Raw genomic sequence first — 16,966 nt, 5'->3', positions numbered from 1 at the left:
AAAGATACACACTGTACTTTTGTGAAAGCGATTAATTGTTTTGAATGGAAGAGAATATACTAAACCCGGAGCTGGTAACTAGCAAGCTGATTGAAGAGGAAGAAGAGTTTCATCACCTCAATAATCCTGCTGATGGCATAAAGCCGATCATCAAAAAATATCTTGGGGTACCTAACAATGCAGATCAGCAGGGTAATAAGTTTTATTTTACCGATGGGGATGCCAAAGTTGAAGTAGTAGTTATTACTGACGAAATTATACGGGTAAGATTAGCCCCCCACAGTGTTTTTCTGGAAGAATTTTCTTACGCAGTACCCAAAATTGAGCAAAAAGCTGTTGTTTTTAAGTTAACTGAAGATGAAGAGGAGTTTCGGGTATCAACAGGTGTTGTAAACTGTCATATCCGTAAAAAGGATTTTTTTATTTCATTTTCTGATGCTGAGGGGCATATTACCAGTACAGATGCAGTGCCGATGCACTGGGAAGAAAACGTGGCTTTTGGCGGATACTATGTGTTTTGCACTAAAACCTGCGATAGCGAAGAAAGCTTTTTCGGCCTGGGTGATAAACCTACAGAGCTAAACCTGCGCGGAAAAAGATTAGTGAATTGGAATACCGATGCTTATTCTTTTGCCTGGAACCAGGATCCATTGTACCGGAGCATACCCTTTTACATCAGTTTAAATGAAGGTATAGCACACGGTATATTTTTCGATAATACCTTTAAAGCTCATTTTGACTTCGGTGCTGAAGACCCTACCAAAACCAGTTTTTGGGCAGATGGCGGCGAATTACAATATTACTATATCCATGGTCCGCACATGATGGACGTGGTTAAAAGTTACCACCTTTTAACAGGTACACATCCAATGCCACCCCTTTGGGCATTGGGCTACCACCAATGCAGATGGAGTTATTATCCGGAAGCAAAAGTGAAAAAAATCACCAATGGTTTCCGCGAAAACAAGATTCCTTGTGATGGCATTTACCTGGACATTGATTATATGGACGGGTACCGATGTTTTACCTGGAACAGGAAGTATTTTCCTGACCCCAAAAGGATGATCAAAGAGCTGGCCGCTGATGGTTTTAAAACAGTAGTAATTATTGACCCTGGAATAAGGGTTGATGATAATTATTCGGTATTTAAGGAGGGAAAAAAGAATCGGTATTTCTGTCGGCGGAGTGATGATTACTTTATGGAGGGTCACGTTTGGCCGGGCCGTTGCCAGTTTCCTGATTTTACCAACCCTGAAGTGCGCGAATGGTGGGCAGGCCTGTTTGATGAGCTTGTACAAATGGGTGTAGCCGGGGTATGGAATGATATGAATGAACCTGCCGTATTTGGTGCAGGTACTTTTCCTGATGACGTGCGCCACCAATATGACGGGCATCGTGGATCACACAGAAAGGCACACAATATTTACGGTATGCAAATGGTACGTGCAACGTACGAAGGTTTGCGTAAAATAATGAAGAATAAGCGCCCTTTTACCATTACCAGGGCGGGTTACTCGGGTGTGCAACGTTTTTCGTCTGTTTGGACGGGTGATAATGTGGCTACCTGGGAACATTTAAAGTTAGGGAATATACAATGCCAGCGTTTATCGATATCAGGTATATCATTTTGCGGTACAGATATAGGTGGTTTTAGCGGAGAGCCGGATGGCGAGTTATTTACCCGCTGGATACAAATGGGCACTTTTTCGCCATTTATGCGGGCGCATTCTGCAGGTGATACCAAGGAGCGTGAGCCATGGAGCTTTGGGGAACCTTTTACCGCTATAAACCGGAAATTTATTGAGTTACGTTACCGCTTACTGCCGTACTTATATTCTACTTTTTGGGAGCATCATCGCTATGGCTTCCCTATTTTGAGGCCGGTAGTAATGCAGGAGCAAGAAGAGATCAGCAATCATTTCCGCCAGGATGAATTTACCTATGGCGATAAAATACTGGTTTGCCCGGTATTGGAGCCGGGGCAGCTGAGCCGCACAGTATATTTGCCAAAAGGTAAATGGTATAATTTCTGGACGTATGAGCTAATAGATGGTGGTAAGGAAATTGAAGTGCCTACGCCGCTGGAAACTATCCCGCTATTTATTAAAGCAGGTTCGGTAATTCCAGAATATCCGGTAATGCAATATGTAGGTGAGAAAGAAATTGAAGAAGTAAAGCTTAATATCTATTACAGTAATTACGAAGTTAACTCTTTCCTTTTTGAGGATTATGGTGAAACCTTTGCCTACGAACAGGATATTTACCTCGAAAAGAAATTTGTGGTAAGCGGTAAACCATCAGTTTTAACGCTTCAACAAAGTCTGGATGGTTTATACACGCCGAGGTATGAAAGTTATCATTTCAACGTTATCGGCATTCCGTTTACGCCGTCAAAAATATTGGCCGATGGTAAAGATATACCTTATAGCATTGATGATAATAATTGCCTGGAGTTTAAATTCACCAAAAACTTTAAGCAGATTGAAATATTGGGGTAGGGGACTAGGCGTTTCTTAACGATAGATTTTTCATAGCGATGGGTTTTAAACCCATCGCTATAGATAATAAAGTTTGATCTTTCTTTCTGACTAAAAGAAACTTCTAATCATTACATTTGTTATAACCAATATATTACCGCAAATAAATCTAAAAGGCCCAACGGTCTACCTATACTATGGCAAAAAAGATCACCAAAATTGAACCTATAATAGCTGAATCCGCATCAACTCCTGTAAAAAAGGCTGCAAAGCCTAAAGCAAAACCTGCAGAAAAGGAATCTGTTTCCGTAAAACCTAATGCGGTTAAAAAGAAAAAGGAAGAAACAGTTGTTATCAATGATCTGAAGCCAATTGTGCCTTATAGCAAGTTTACCGATTTTGACATAGCTCTTTTTAAATCGGGCAAGCATTATAAGCTTTATGAAAAACTAGGATCGCACGTTATTGAACATAATGGTGCTATAGGTACTTATTTTGCCGTTTGGGCGCCAAATGCACAATATATATCGGTTATTGGTAATTTTAATTATTGGGACAGGGGTACACATCCATTGTTTGTACGCTGGGATGGTTCAGGAATTTGGGAAGGATTTATCCCTAATGTAGGTAATGACGAAACATATAAATATTATATCAAATCATCTACCGGAGAAGACCTGGAAAAGAGCGACCCTTTTGCTTTAAGATGGGAGGTAGCACCTCGTACAGCATCGCTGGTTGCGGATACCTTTTACGAATGGAAAGATGGTGACTGGATGGCTAACCGCTATGGTCATAACGGATTGAACCGGCCATATTCGGTTTATGAAATGCATGTAGGCTCATGGGCCCGCAGTCCGGAAAGCCCTGATGAGTTTTTGAGTTATGATCAGCTTGCAAAAACATTGGTGCCTTATATAAAAGAAATGGGCTTTACGCATGTAGAGTTTATGCCCATAATGGAGCATCCTTTTTACCCTAGCTGGGGATATCAGATTACTGGTTTTTTTGCTGCATCATCACGATATGGAACACCGAAACAACTAATGTACCTGATTGAACAATTGCACCTTGCTGGTATTGGGGTAATATTGGATTGGGTGCCTTCACATTTCCCGGGGGATGCACATGGTTTATATAATTTTGATGGTACGCACCTATATGAGCATGCAGATTCACGTAAAGGATTTCATCCTGATTGGAAATCGTACATATTTAATTACGGGCGAAATGAGGTAAGATCTTTTTTAATAAGCAATGCTTTATTTTGGTTAGACAGATACCATGTAGATGGACTACGTGTTGATGCCGTTGCATCTATGCTTTACCTGGATTATTCGCGTAAACATGGCGAATGGGAAGCTAATATATATGGTGGTAATGAAAACCTGGAAGCTGTATCGTTTCTAAAAGAATTTAACGAGGCTGTTTACAGCCATTTCCCCGATGTGCAAACTATAGCAGAAGAATCAACATCATTTACAGGTGTAAGCCGTCCTGTTTACACAGGTGGTTTAGGATTCGGAATGAAGTGGATGATGGGCTGGATGCATGATTCGATCAAATATTTTTCTAAAGATCCTGTTTATCGTAAGTATCATCATAATCAGATCACCTTCAGTTTGATTTATGCCTTTACCGAGAACTTTATGCTGCCTTTTTCGCATGATGAAGTAGTATATGGAAAAGGCTCAATGGTTAACAAAATGCCTGGCGATGAATGGCAAAAGTTTGCCAATCTGCGTTTGCTTTATAGTTATATGTTTACCCATCCCGGAACGAAATTGTTGTTTATGGGTGATGAATTTGGACAAGGCAACGAATGGAACTTTCAACACTCGCTGGACTGGCATGTGTTGCAGTATCCTAACCACCAGGGAATAAAGGAAACTGTTAAGGCCCTGAATCATTTATACCGGGATGAACCTGCACTGTATGAAAAAGGCTTTGAATGGAGTAGTTTTGAATGGGTTGACGGTGGTAATGCCAATGATTCTATATTAATCTATGTTAGGAAAGGTCATGATGCTGACAATGAACTGGTTATTATTTTAAATATGACACCTACGCCTCATTATAATTATCGTGTTGGGGTGCCTTTTAAGGGCCAATGGGTTGAAATATTTAATTCTGACGAGGAAAAATTCTGGGGTAGCGGCATAAATAATGGAAAACCCGTACATACAGAAACAGTAAACTGGCATGGCCGGGAAAATTCTATTAATATTACCGTTCCACCACTAGGTGCGCTTGTTTTTAAAAGGATAATTAATGTGCCACCTAAGTATGAATTAAAGAATAATTAAATTTTGCTTATTCTGTAATATTTTGATTTTTTAACTAAACCTTTTGATTGGCGCTGCCGTACAAAGGGTATAGTTTAATTAAATCAATTTTGTTATGAGCACTAGATTTCGCTTTTTGTATATACTGCTAGGTACTATAGGACTAGTATTATTGGCTTACGAGATAATTGCTAATCTGCCAGAATTTAACCCTGAAAGAGTTTTGTTGATTGCCTTGCCTGATATGTTGTTGTTTTTCCTGGCTTATAAAACTTACCCCGAAGAAAGTAAAGCCTGATAATAATATACTGGTGTATTAAAATACCAGTTTACCATTCAGCTGCCTTTCGCAATTCAATTAATCATTCGTTAATGATTAATTGAATTGACACACAAAAAAGCCTTATTTAACCATTGTGTAATTTGGGTATTCTTTTTGCCTTATTAATAACGGTATATAGTTGTTAACCTTTTTATTATTGTGTTATGGATGCTAAATTTCGTTTATTATACTTGCTTGCAGGTAGTGCCGGGCTGGTTTATTTGTTTTATTACTTAATTGCTTCATTTCCGAATGTAGATCCGGCACACGTGCTGGTTATTACAATTCCCGATATGTTGTTTTTTTTCCTCGCTTACAGAACTTACCCTGGAAGCAGAGCGGTAGTAGAAAAACGTAGTATTGTTATGCAAGAGCATAATGTGGTGATGCAGGAAAGTCGCGTTCGCGTAAACGGGTAATTAATTCGTCAATGTGAAACAGAATGGGGCGGAGGGTGTTTAATTAAAACAATCCATTCCTTTTGTATGAGTGCTAAATATTTCGTCCTTTATTTAATTGTAGCTACGTTGGCTTTTGTTTGGGTGGTGTATCAGGTGTATGCTACATACCCTCATTTGAATACAGGCAAACTTATTCTGAATTTAATTGTCGCGGTATTTTTTTATTACCTGGCCTTTAAAACCTATCATGAAAAAAAGGATAAAGAATTAATGTAGATAAAGATATTTCTGATAAAATAACAAAGCCTTCTGTATACACAGAAGGCTTTGTTATTATTGAAGGATGACAAAATTAGATTTTACCAACTTCCTGAACCATATCGATCAGTTTGTTTGAGTATCCCCACTCGTTATCATACCATGATACTACTTTCACGAAGTTATCATTCAAAGCAATACCTGCTTTAGCATCAAAAATTGATGTGCGTGCATCACCTTTAAAATCTTCAGAAACAACATCATCTTCAGTATAACCTAAAATTCCTTTAAGCTCGCCTTCAGAAGCATCTTTCATTGCTTTTTTGATTTCTTCGTAAGTAGCACCTTTTTTAAGGCGTACAGTTAAGTCAACTACAGAAACGTCAGCAACCGGAACGCGGAATGACATACCTGTTAATTTACCTTTCAACTCGGGGATAACCAAAGTAACTGCCTTAGCAGCACCGGTTGATGAAGGGATGATGTTTTGGTAAGCGCCACGGCCACCTCTCCAGTCTTTAGCTGATGGGCTATCAACTGTTTTTTGAGTGGCTGTAACGGCGTGTACGGTGCTCATTAAGCCTTCTTCAATACCGAATTTATCATTCAGTACTTTAGCAATAGGAGCAAGACAGTTAGTAGTACATGAAGCGTTTGATACGATAGTATCAGTAGCTTTTAAGCTTTTATGGTTTACACCCATTACAAAAGTAGGGGTATCATCCTTTGCAGGAGCACTCATTACTACTTTTTTAGCACCGGCATCAATATGTTTTTGAGCTGTTTCTTTTGTTAAGAATAAGCCTGTTGATTCAATTACAACTTCCGCACCAACTTCATTCCATTTTAAGTTAGCAGGATCTTTTTCAGCAGTAACACGGATAGTTTTTCCGTTAACTACTAAATGTCCGCCTTCAACAGCAATAGTGCCTTTGAAAGGGCCGTGAGTTGAATCGTATTTCAACATGTAAGCCATATAATCAGGCTCAACAAGGTCATTAATACCTACAACTTCAATGTCTGATCTTTCAATTGCTGCTCTGAATGCCAGGCGGCCAATACGGCCAAAACCGTTTATTCCTATTTTCATGATTTTTTAATTTTTACTTGAATAGTACGTTAATAAATTATTTATGGGTTCTTTAATGATATTCGCAATTTTAAGGTTTGCATCGGCAGTGGCTTCATATAACTGGTTTTGGAAGCCCGCTGCAACAGAGCCTGCAAAATACAACAAAGCTTCGGGATGTTCATCATGTAAGGGTAATAAATATGTTTTTACCAGTTTATCGAACCCTGTTTTGATGATGTTTTTGATGTAAAGGTCTTCTTTATTATCGATGAAGAATTCTGTAAATGAGCTTAAAAACAAAGCAGGTTGTTTTTGCCGGTAAACTTTTTCGAGCAGGGTTTTGCGGTCAAGCTCATAGCGTTGGATGAATTTTTTATTGATATTATCGGGCAATGTTTCGTTCATATAAGCCCTTATCAGCTGCCTGCCCAGCCAGTTGCCCGATCCTTCATCAGCCAAAATATAACCTAAACCATAATTGTTTGGTTTTACTTTTTTACCATCGTACCAGGCCGCATTTGAACCGCTGCCTACAATGCTGATGATACCCGGTGCATTTTTACAACAGGCGATAGCTGCGGCAGCAATATCATGCTCAACGGTTACCTTGCCAAATTTGAAAAATTTAGATAAAGCACCCTGAACAATAACCTTAAGCTCAGGGGAAGAGGCGCCTGCGCCAAAAAAATAAATGCGTTTTATTTCTTCGGCGTGGTGTATCAGATTAATGTTTTTGCTAAGCAGTTGTATAATGTGCTTCTCATCATTAAAATAAGGATTTATCCCGCTGGTTTTAAACGTGGCGATAACTCTGTCTTTATCTGCCAGCCTCCAATCGGCATAATTAGATCCGCTGTATACAACTGCAATCATCTATTTTGTTAGATAGAAAGTATTTCGGCCATCTCCATCAAATCTTCTTCCAGTTTAAATTCGTGTTGGTTAAGTGCCTCTTCCAGAGTGGTTAGTTTAATATGATTGGCCTCAAGCCCTACCATCATTTGTGATTCACCTTTTATTAATGCGTTTACCGCAGCATAGCCTAAACGGCTGCCCAGTATCCTGTCAAATGCAGACGGGCTACCCCCGCGTTGCAAGTGGCCTAATATAGTAACTTTTACATCGTAAAATTTAACCTCTTTTTGAACCTTTTGAGCGATGTCATAAGCGCCACCGTTCTTATCACCTTCGGCAACAATTACTATGCTTGATGATTTTTTATTGTTCTCGCCTGTTTTAAGGTTTTTGATCAGATCGTCAATAGCGGTTGCTTTTTCGGGCAATAATATGGCCTCAGCTCCGCATGATATACCGGCACGTAGGGCAATAGCGCCCGAGTCGCGACCCATTACTTCGATAAAGAATAAGCGGTCGTGTGCATCGGCAGTATCACGTATTTTGTCAATAGCTTCAATTACTGTGTTGGTTGCGGTATCAAAACCCAGGGTATAGGTTGAGCCGTATAAGTCGTTATCAATGGTACCGGGTACCCCCATCACAGCAATATCCGGATATTTTTTAGAGAAACGAAGCGCGCCGGTAAAGGTACCATCGCCGCCAATAACCACTAAAGCGTCAACTCCTTGTTTTTTTAAATTCTGGTAGGCTATCTCCATTCCTTCATCTGTACGGAAGGGTAAGCACCTTGCCGTTTTTAAAATAGTACCGCCCAGGTTTAATATATTACTTACCGAACGGGCATGCATATCAAACATGTCATCTTCTATAAGTCCTTGATAACCACGACGAATACCAACAACGTTTAAGTTATTGTATATAGCTGTTCTGACAACAGACCGGATGCAGGGGTTCATGCCCGGGGCGTCGCCGCCTGACGTTAGAACCGCCAGTTTTGAAATCTTATTCATTTTTACTCCGCTTATTTACAGGGACGAAGATAGTGTGTGAAAATTACACCATTAAATTTAATTTATTTTTTTTTACATTAGCGGTTAACCATTATTAATTATTTATTTACCTAAAATCTATCAAAGCTTGGAAGTTAAACTGCCTACATTTGATTCGGTATTTTCTATCGACTGTGTGATATTTGGTTTTGAGGCCGGTGAGCTGAAGATTTTGCTTATTGAGCGTAACGAAGAACCGTTTAAAGACTGGCTTGCCTTGCCCGGCTATATTGTTGAGCAGGACGAGAGTATTGACGATGCAGCCGAGCGTATTTTATACGAGCTAACCGGCCTGCGCGATCTGCATATGCAGCAGTTTCATACCTTTGGTGAGGTAAACCGGCACCCGCAGGGTAGGGTAATTACCGTTGCCTATTATGCGCTGATTAGGATTAACGGACAAAAGGATTTACGGCCGGTAACGCAGTTTGCCCGTAAAGCTTTCTGGCACCCGGTAAATGAATTACCCAAGCTGGCGTTTGACCACTCGGAGATTTTTAATACTGGGTTTAATAAGATACGTCGCCGTTTAAACTATCAACCAATAGCATTTGAACTATTGCCCGAGAAGTTTACTCTTACGCAGCTGCAATCACTTTATGAGGCTATTTTAAATAAAAAGCTTGATAAAAGAAATTTCAGGAAGAAGATGCTGAGCTTTGGCTTTTTGAAAGAGCTGGATGAAAAGCAAAAAGGTGTTTCGTACCGTGCCGCCAAGCTTTATAAGTTTGACAAACGTAAGTACGCTAAGATATTTCACAACGATATGAGCATTGATAAGTAGGGGTTAGAGGTGGAGAGGTTAGTGATTGGAGGTTAGAGAGCAGGCGTTGGAGATTAGTGATTGGATACTGGCAATTTGATATAAAAAGAGAAAGCTTCGATTTTGTCGAAGCTTTCTCTTTTATGGTGGCTTGATTGCGGTTTAACCTAATCTCTGCTCTCCAATCACTAATCACTGCGTTTACGCTTGGCTATGCGCCAGCTCCAAATGGAATTTTACCAGGTTATCTATAGGTGAGCGAATAATGTTACCCACTACCATTCCGTTTTCAACAGCTACTTCTTCCAGTACGTTTCTGAAATTGTAACCTACCGAACCGATACAGTTGAAAGTATATTTCTGATAGTCAGGATAGTGCGTTACCAGGTTACGGAAAAAATCTTCGAACGAGGTGCGTACTAAATTACGTGAATATTCGATATGCACATTGTTATCATAAACAAACTTGCTGAAGCTTGCACAAAAACGATTTGCACGTGGTTGAGTGTAAACAATTTCGTTTACATCATCGGGTGTAAGTTTGTAAGTTTCCCAAAAGTTTTTGCGAACAGCCTCAGGCATGTAGCCTCTAAGGTAATCAACCAGCAGCTTTTTGCCGATGTAACAACCACTGCCTTCATCGCCTAAAATGTAAGCGCCTGAGTCAATATTTTGAACTACTTCTTTACCATCATAAATGCAGGTGTTGGTACCGGTGCCCAATATGGCTGCAAAGCCTTCATTGTTGCCCAGTAATGCCCTGGCCGCTGCTAAAAGATCATGACCTATGTAAACCTTTGATTTGGTGAAAACAGCCTGCATGGCATTTTCAACTACCTTGCGCATTTCGGGTGTTGAACAGCCCGCACCGTAATAGTTTACTTCTGTTATTTCGTCCTTCTCAAGGTCGGTAGGCAAGTTATCTTTTAACGACTGGATGATATATTCAGTACCTGAAAAATATGGGTTATAGCCTTCGGTGTTAAAGTACACCTTTTTACCCTCTTCGGTAACCAGACACCAGTTTGTTTTGGTAGAGCCACCGTCAGCAATTATGATCATAAATTAGTTTATTTTAAAAAAAATTCGGATAAAAGTATGATTTACTTATTGTAAAAAAAACACTTTGTACTTTTAAAAAGTAAAAATCTGTTTTTTGATAAATTATTTTCTTTTTTTTTAATAATTACCATCATCAAAGCAGCTTAATTAACCTAAACGACTTACAATTAATGAATAACTGTTAAATTTACATATAAATTTACCTGCCTTTGAAGGCAGCTGGTTTATAATTATATGCAATTATAGTTAATTATTTAATAACTATTTGTTTCCAAAGTGTGTTTATTGTACGTTAAGTGATTTTTATTTTTCCGGAAATGATTACAAAATCAGGGACTGATAAAAAGAGACTTTAAAAAGAATTGATCCTCATATATTTCAATAATAGTACCCGGATAAAATATTTATAGTAGTTTTTATCAGGTTAATTAGCAGAACAGACCGGCTAATGAGGAGGAGGAGAGGGTAAATACCTAACAAAGTTAATTAATGTGTAATTAGATTTTAGCTTAGTATTGTCTATTTAAACTGAATTGTGCATATTTGCACCGCGAAAAAAAATCGCAGATGGTCCCATAGCTCAGCTGGATAGAGCAACAGATTTCTAATCTGTAGGTCTTAGGTTCGAATCCTAATGGGATCACCAATACTTTTAAAACCCATTGTAAATTAAGTATTTATGATGGGTTTTTGTTTTTACTGTCAATTCTACTGTCAATAAAATTAGGTATAATATTCTATAATTCAATCAAATTTCTAAAACGTATGCTCGAATTATCTAAGGCCTCAAACCAATGTGAGTACCTTTGATTACTTTTAGTTGAGCGTAACATTACCTGTTTAGACAAAGTGATATTTCCTTTTCTTACAGAAAATAGGCCTCTTTTTTCAATAAAATTGGCAATTTCATCATAAGTGCATGTCCTGCTCTCTTTATTAAGCAAAGCAAGCGCGATGGCTTCATGAAGTTTTAAAAGATTTTTCATTGACTACTTTCGTTTTTTGCTTCTCAACGGTCTACTGAACAATTAACACTCAAAAAATTGATGTTGTCAGAGTGTTCCAGGGATGCATTTTTGTGGTTTTCGGAATTAGGTCGTCAATTGCTCCGGAATGCCCAGCTAAAGACATAAATCGAAGCACTAATGGTAATCATTTTAAAATTGGAAATTGGGGGCAATTGGCTCCGGTTTATCGAGCTGTATAATTGATTATTAGTACAAAGATTCTGACCCTAAACACTAAAACTCTTGCATTTTTATAAATAAACTTTAATATAAGATATTCAACAAGTCCTATTTGATTTTCAATGGATATATCCCCCAAAAATCAGTAGGGTAATTTAGTATCTCAAAATTAGAATTCGAACTATTAGACATACCTCTTGGGATCGCAACAACAGACGCGACTTGCGGTGCATTCTTTGGAACAGAAATCTTGACCATCGATGTCAATCCATTTAACATAACATTATAAACGATTTTGGCGTCCCCTTTTTTAATATTAAGATATTTTTTAGGCAATGCTAGTTCGTAAATTAGCGCACCATTTTTGTCAAAGAGTACTTTTGTTCTTATTCCTTCATCATTATAAATAGAAATCAGAGAGTCAACGACACCGGCAATCCCAAATACTTTGATTTCTTTTGCTCCATAGTTTAATTCTTTATTGATATTAAAGTAACTAATTTCGTTAGTTTGATGATAGGTCTCAGTTTGGTTGATGGCGTTATAGTAAAGTTCGATTGAAATATTTCTACCCGTTTTATTGAACAGATGTTGATAAAAAACAGTAGTTTCGAAAGAGGGCGATTTGCTTTGCTCTAAAGTGTTTGCAACCGAATTTAAATGCTGTAATCCGCTTTGACCAATAGTTGAATTGTTTAAATTATCCATGACCAAATAGCTAAAAGCCGGTGTGATTTTCAAATAGTCAGCCCCGTCAATATTATATTCCAACTGCACTGTGAAATTATGATTCTTGCTGTTGTTATCCCCTAAACTCTGGCTGTTTGAGTAGGTTGTTCCTAACGTACTAAACTGTTCTCCCTGGCTGGTATTGATTATATAATTATTAGTATTATTAAAGAGATAGTTGGCATTTACATTTATCTTTTCCCCCCATTGGTCGCTATATGTAAAAGCGGGTGTAAATGATTTTGCCACCCCGCCACTTCCAGATGAACTATTTAAAGCATTTCCGGAAGCTGCTGTATTGACCCCTCCGTTTTCTTGTTGATTAGTATTGGTACTTGCATTGTTTGCAACACCATTAATAGTATTTTTAAAATCACCGATAACGCCTATTTGTTTATTACCGTCTATACGTTGTGCAAATATACGGTCGTCATACCTATCATCATTTCCCTGACTAGCTGTGGCCATGCCTATATCACCAATAGATTTATCGCTTCTTGTAGTAATATTTAATACTACTTTAGGGGTTCCAAACTTAATACCAGTACGACTAGCCTGATCTCCATAATCATCAACTATCTGGATTTTTTCGACTATTTCAGCCGGCAAATTCTTTATAGCCTGTTCAACACTTCCACCAGCATATTCTTTTCCGTTAAGCTTAGCACTTGTAACAGACTGCCCTTGATAGGTTAATGAACCGTTATTATCAATTTCCATACCCTCCATTTTTTTAAGCAACTCATCTACAGTCGCATTTTCATGCACTTTATAGTCACTTGCCCGATACTCAACCGTATCTGTTTTATAAACAATGCTTGGCGTTCCATTGATCTTAACTTCGTTCAATAAGTTTGATCTTAGTCCTAAAATGATGGGATCTAATATTATTTTCTTTTGAGAATCATTGAAGAAATATTTTCTAACAGATGGAACATATCCGACTCCATTAATTGTCAGTATAAAGGAGGCTGATTTAACTTGGCTGAATAAAAATATTCCTTCGCTGTTGGTTGTGATATGTAAAGTATCTCTGACGGATGACAACAATAATGAAGCGTTACTGACTGGTCCCCCAATCGTATCTTGAACTATACCACTCACTTCATGTAATGGCACAGACCGTGAAGTTGAAGTTTGACCAAAAACGCTTATTGTCAATAGAATCATTAAAATGGCTAAGGTTAAGGTTGCTTTCAAATCAATAAATATTACTAATAACTTAAAATAATATCAGATATTGTGCGTTATATAATAAAATAATACATCAAAAGATAAAAAACAAACACATTTTTACTTTCTAACTATTAAAATATGAAAAAAAGAACCCTTATCACATTGTTGTTAATTTGCTGTTTTATTATTTGCTATGCTGTAACAGATAGCTTAACAGGCAGCTGGATTGGAAAATTAATACTTCCTTCTGGCGACTCACTTCCAATGAAATACACCTTCAAAGTTGATGGCAACCTACTTACAGGAACTGAAACTGGGCCAGATGGAACTTTTTCATTTATTGATGGAAAGGTAAATAAGGATGATTTTAGCTTTATAATTAATGCCAACTCAGAGAATATTATTCATACCGGGAAATATTTAAGGGACTCCGTTATTTTGAACTTTGAAATTCATGGACAGAAGCTTCATGTCAGTTGCATAAGAGCACATTAATACACTTATTGCCCCCTTATTAAAGTTAAATTTCGTTTAAGTAATATGAAATTTTAACTTTAAACAGCACACTTTTTTTATTCCGATCAAACACTATCCCTTAAACAGCTTTATAATTACATACTACACTATGAAATTCTTTAAATTATTTCTCGTTATATTCCTGTCTGTTAGTAACTACCTATTTGCCCAGGAAAAGGAAACTGCAAACCAGACATTAAATTATCCTGTAACATTGCAGAACCTTTCAGATGCCCTTAATTTGTTAAATATTAATGTGTTTAATATCGGCATTCCTGTAGAAGGGCAAAATAAGCTAAGGCTATTTGTGTATTTGGACGAATATGAAAAGGGTGGAGTCGAGAAAAAACATGAAGAAATTTGGAGTGAAATTATCGGTAACGGGACTCCGACAGGAAATGATGGGAAAATTACCTTGATGATACATAAAATTGACGATATAAAATTTGCGGTTTCCATTAAAACGCTTGGAGGAATGAGGGTGCAACTTATTGACAAAGCCCCTCAATATAATATAGAACATAAGTTCGAGTTGTTTAAGGCACAGCCGTTGTTACCTGGTAAAATAATACCCGTTTTATTGTTTGGGTCTATGTGGCACGATCCAAATCTCCCCGCTGATGCGGTAAGATTTTGCATGGAACGACAACTAAATCCCGATTTTAGCAGCGAGGCATTCAAGCTGATGACTCATTATTATATTTTTAGTTTTGAAGTTAAAAATATATAATAAAATGGGGTAAGGTATTGAAACCTCTATTTTTAATACTTATTTATATAAATATTATAATGAAATTTGGATTTTCGTTAAGTTACATGAATGCAATTAATGACTAATTGAGCCTTTAAAAGTGTTACGAACTATAAAGAATTATCTTGATTCAGGAAAGAAGAAAAGTACTGACATTTACTTCTAAAACATTGGCAATTTTGAGCAAAGATACTATAGTAGTATTTACCTCACCTCTTTCAATACGGCCGAGCTGCCTGTATTCTATTTCGGCTTCATTAGCTAACGCCTCCATAGTCAAACCTTTTTCAATACGAATGCTACGGACATTGTTTCCGACCGTTTTTAAAAAGGTATCGTAGCGTTCTTTTTGCACGCTACTAAGCTGACATAAGCTTTAATTTTTTATTGGGTCATATAAGACCTATTTTGTATAATTGTATATACTTAAATCAATTATGGGCTTACTTACGATGTTTGGCAAAATTGCCAATGTAATTTCTGAAGAAATTACTACCCCAAAGTCTTTTAAAATAGGCCAACAGTTTGAAGATTATATCAAAGAATATTTATTCCCCCTAACTACTATGATTTATTAGAAAAAACTCACAGTTACCAAACTAATAGCCATCACTATGTAGAAGCATCGTTAAACCCTGATTTTAAATTTCGGGATAGATATACGAAAAGGGAATTTTATGTAGAAGCTAAATTCAGAACCTTTGCGTATAATGATAAATTTGAATGGTGCAATACAAAACAACTGGCAAGGTATCAGGCAATCAATTATAAAACACCTGTCTTCCTCTTATTGGGGACTGGCGATAAAGCCAGTTTGCCTGATGGCATAGCTTTAATACCTTTATCTAAAGCGAAATATACCGGGCTTTTTCCTTCCTTTATAGATCAATTTATAATAGAGCCTGAAAATGGAGATTATGATGAATGAGACCACACCATTTCGGCGCAAGCTGACCCACTGTTTCGGGGCAAACTGACCAGGGCATTTCGGGGCAAACTGACCCACCAAAACGCGTAGCAAATTCTGTAGAAGCAACCATCTTTTGAGGGCAAAAGACCCGTTCTAAGATGGCCAATTTGACAATCAGCATGAGTAAGATTAGAAAGATTTTAAGGATGAACAGCCAGGGTCGCAGCACGCGATTTATAGCTGCCCAGATTGATTCATCCCGGAATACCGTAAGAAAGTACCTGGCCGTCCTTAAGAAGAGCGGCTTTACTTTTGACGAAGTTAATAACCTGAATGATAAGGAACTGGAAGACCTTTTCGGCAAGACCAGGGAAAACAACCAGCCAAGCAGCCGTATGCAATCCATGCTGCGCTGCTTCCCCCACGTCGATAAAGAGCTTAAAAAGACTGGTATGAACCGGCAGATCTTGTGGGAAGCCTATATCAAGGAGTTCCCCGAGGGCTATAAGTATACTCAGTTTTGCACGTATTACAACCAGTGGAAGACCAAGGTCAATCCGACCATGCACATGGATCATAAGGCCGGAGACAAACTGTACGTCGATTTTGCGGGTGAAAAGATGAGCTATACGGACAAGGAAACCGGTGAAGTCATTGAAGTAGAGGTCTTTGTAGCAATCCTTGGTGCCAGCCAGCTCACCTATGTAGAGGCTGTTATGAGCCAGCAAAAGGAAGACTTTATCGCGGCCTGTGAGAATACCCTGCACTTCATCGGGGGCGTTCCTGCCGCCATTGTGCCGGATAACCTGAAGGCGGCGGTAACCAAAAGCAGTCGCTATGAACCTACCCTGAACGAAACATTTGAAGACTTTGCCGATCATTATGGCACTACCATATTACCGGCGCGGGCGTACCGCTCACGCGACAAGGCATTGGTAGAAGGTGCGGTTAAGATCATTTATACCAAGGTATACGCCCCTTTAAACAAGCATATCTACCATTCTTTAACAGAACTCAATACAGCGATCTGGCAGGCCCTGGAAGCCCATAACAGCCAGTTGCTTAAAGGCCGCAATTACAGCAGGATACTACAGTTTGAAGAGATAGAGCGTGGGACCTTGTCACCGCTGCCTGTCCTGCGTTACCAGTT

General features: G+C 38.3%; 16 protein-coding genes and 1 tRNA gene. 10 read left to right on the top strand and 7 right to left on the bottom strand.

Going from position 1 to position 16,966, the window contains the following annotated elements; all coding sequences use genetic code 11:
* The first annotated feature begins 44 nt into the window (after positions 1–44).
* From JN11_RS05845 to JN11_RS05825, 5 genes are all read left to right on the top strand, one after another.
* On the top strand, positions 45–2,498 hold the full coding sequence (locus tag JN11_RS05845; protein ID WP_144910574.1) for a glycoside hydrolase family 31 protein: 2,454 nt from the start codon (positions 45–47) through the stop codon (positions 2,496–2,498).
* A gap of 176 nt (positions 2,499–2,674) precedes the next feature.
* A complete protein-coding gene (glgB, locus tag JN11_RS05840) occupies positions 2,675–4,783 on the top strand; it encodes a 1,4-alpha-glucan branching protein GlgB (protein WP_144910572.1) in 2,109 nt (702 codons plus the stop codon).
* 94 nt (positions 4,784–4,877) lie between these two features.
* The gene (locus JN11_RS05835; RefSeq protein WP_144910570.1) at positions 4,878–5,060 is read left to right on the top strand and encodes a hypothetical protein; all 183 of its coding nucleotides are present in this window, start codon (positions 4,878–4,880) and stop codon (positions 5,058–5,060) included.
* A 188-nt stretch (positions 5,061–5,248) separates the two neighbouring features.
* The gene (locus JN11_RS05830) at positions 5,249–5,503 is read left to right on the top strand and encodes a hypothetical protein (RefSeq protein WP_144910568.1); all 255 of its coding nucleotides are present in this window, start codon (positions 5,249–5,251) and stop codon (positions 5,501–5,503) included.
* Between the two features lie 66 nt (positions 5,504–5,569).
* A complete protein-coding gene (locus tag JN11_RS05825) occupies positions 5,570–5,761 on the top strand; it encodes a hypothetical protein (RefSeq protein WP_144910566.1) in 192 nt (63 codons plus the stop codon).
* Between the two features lie 76 nt (positions 5,762–5,837).
* Here the strand turns inward: JN11_RS05825 and gap are convergent, their stop codons facing one another.
* Genes gap through pfkA form a run of 3 tightly spaced genes read right to left on the bottom strand, consistent with a single transcriptional unit; the run spans position 5,838 to position 8,683 of the window.
* Entirely contained in the window at positions 5,838–6,833 is a 996-nt protein-coding gene (gene gap / locus JN11_RS05820) for a type I glyceraldehyde-3-phosphate dehydrogenase (RefSeq protein WP_144910564.1), read from the bottom strand.
* A gap of 6 nt (positions 6,834–6,839) precedes the next feature.
* The gene (locus tag JN11_RS05815) at positions 6,840–7,688 is read right to left on the bottom strand and encodes a hypothetical protein (RefSeq protein WP_144910562.1); all 849 of its coding nucleotides are present in this window, start codon (positions 7,686–7,688) and stop codon (positions 6,840–6,842) included.
* A gap of 8 nt (positions 7,689–7,696) precedes the next feature.
* Positions 7,697–8,683 (bottom strand): 6-phosphofructokinase, encoded by a 987-nt coding sequence (gene pfkA / locus JN11_RS05810; RefSeq protein ID WP_144910560.1) that lies wholly within the window; start codon positions 8,681–8,683, stop codon positions 7,697–7,699.
* 127 nt (positions 8,684–8,810) lie between these two features.
* Here pfkA and JN11_RS05805 point away from each other — a divergent pair, with 127 nt between their 5' ends.
* Positions 8,811–9,506 (top strand): NUDIX hydrolase, encoded by a 696-nt coding sequence (locus tag JN11_RS05805; RefSeq protein ID WP_144910558.1) that lies wholly within the window; start codon positions 8,811–8,813, stop codon positions 9,504–9,506.
* A 180-nt stretch (positions 9,507–9,686) separates the two neighbouring features.
* Here JN11_RS05805 and JN11_RS05800 read toward each other — a convergent pair whose 3' ends face one another.
* Positions 9,687–10,547, bottom strand: coding sequence for an N-acetylglucosamine kinase (locus tag JN11_RS05800; protein WP_144910556.1), 861 nt, complete (start codon positions 10,545–10,547; stop codon positions 9,687–9,689).
* A gap of 569 nt (positions 10,548–11,116) precedes the next feature.
* Here JN11_RS05800 and JN11_RS05795 point away from each other — a divergent pair.
* A tRNA-Arg gene (locus JN11_RS05795) sits at positions 11,117–11,193 on the top strand.
* A 91-nt stretch (positions 11,194–11,284) separates the two neighbouring features.
* Here JN11_RS05795 and JN11_RS05790 read toward each other — a convergent pair.
* Entirely contained in the window at positions 11,285–11,533 is a 249-nt protein-coding gene (locus JN11_RS05790) for a hypothetical protein (RefSeq protein WP_144910554.1), read from the bottom strand.
* Positions 11,534–11,842: 309 nt separating this feature from the next.
* Positions 11,843–13,663: a carboxypeptidase-like regulatory domain-containing protein gene (locus JN11_RS05785; protein ID WP_144910552.1), complete on the bottom strand. Its 1,821-nt coding sequence runs from the start codon at positions 13,661–13,663 to the stop codon at positions 11,843–11,845.
* Positions 13,664–13,777: 114 nt separating this feature from the next.
* Between JN11_RS05785 and JN11_RS05780 the strand changes: the two genes are divergently transcribed.
* Both JN11_RS05780 and JN11_RS05775 read left to right on the top strand, forming a co-directional pair.
* Positions 13,778–14,134, top strand: coding sequence for a glycoside hydrolase (locus JN11_RS05780; protein WP_144910550.1), 357 nt, complete (start codon positions 13,778–13,780; stop codon positions 14,132–14,134).
* 130 nt (positions 14,135–14,264) lie between these two features.
* Positions 14,265–14,885 (top strand): DUF5041 domain-containing protein, encoded by a 621-nt coding sequence (locus JN11_RS05775; protein ID WP_144910548.1) that lies wholly within the window; start codon positions 14,265–14,267, stop codon positions 14,883–14,885.
* Between the two features lie 151 nt (positions 14,886–15,036).
* Here the strand turns inward: JN11_RS05775 and JN11_RS24620 are convergent, their stop codons facing one another.
* Positions 15,037–15,261, bottom strand: coding sequence for a helix-turn-helix domain-containing protein (locus JN11_RS24620; RefSeq protein WP_211360676.1), 225 nt, complete (start codon positions 15,259–15,261; stop codon positions 15,037–15,039).
* 734 nt (positions 15,262–15,995) lie between these two features.
* Between JN11_RS24620 and istA the strand changes: the two genes are divergently transcribed.
* Positions 15,996–16,966: IS21 family transposase (istA, locus tag JN11_RS05765; RefSeq protein ID WP_144910545.1), on the top strand; the 971-nt coding region annotated here is incomplete at its 3' end.

Source organism: Mucilaginibacter frigoritolerans, from assembly GCF_007830615.1.
Classification (GTDB): Bacteria; Bacteroidota; Bacteroidia; order Sphingobacteriales; family Sphingobacteriaceae; genus Mucilaginibacter; species Mucilaginibacter frigoritolerans.
Note: the sequence above shows the minus strand (reverse complement) of the source record. Positions and strands in the feature narration are given on the sequence as shown.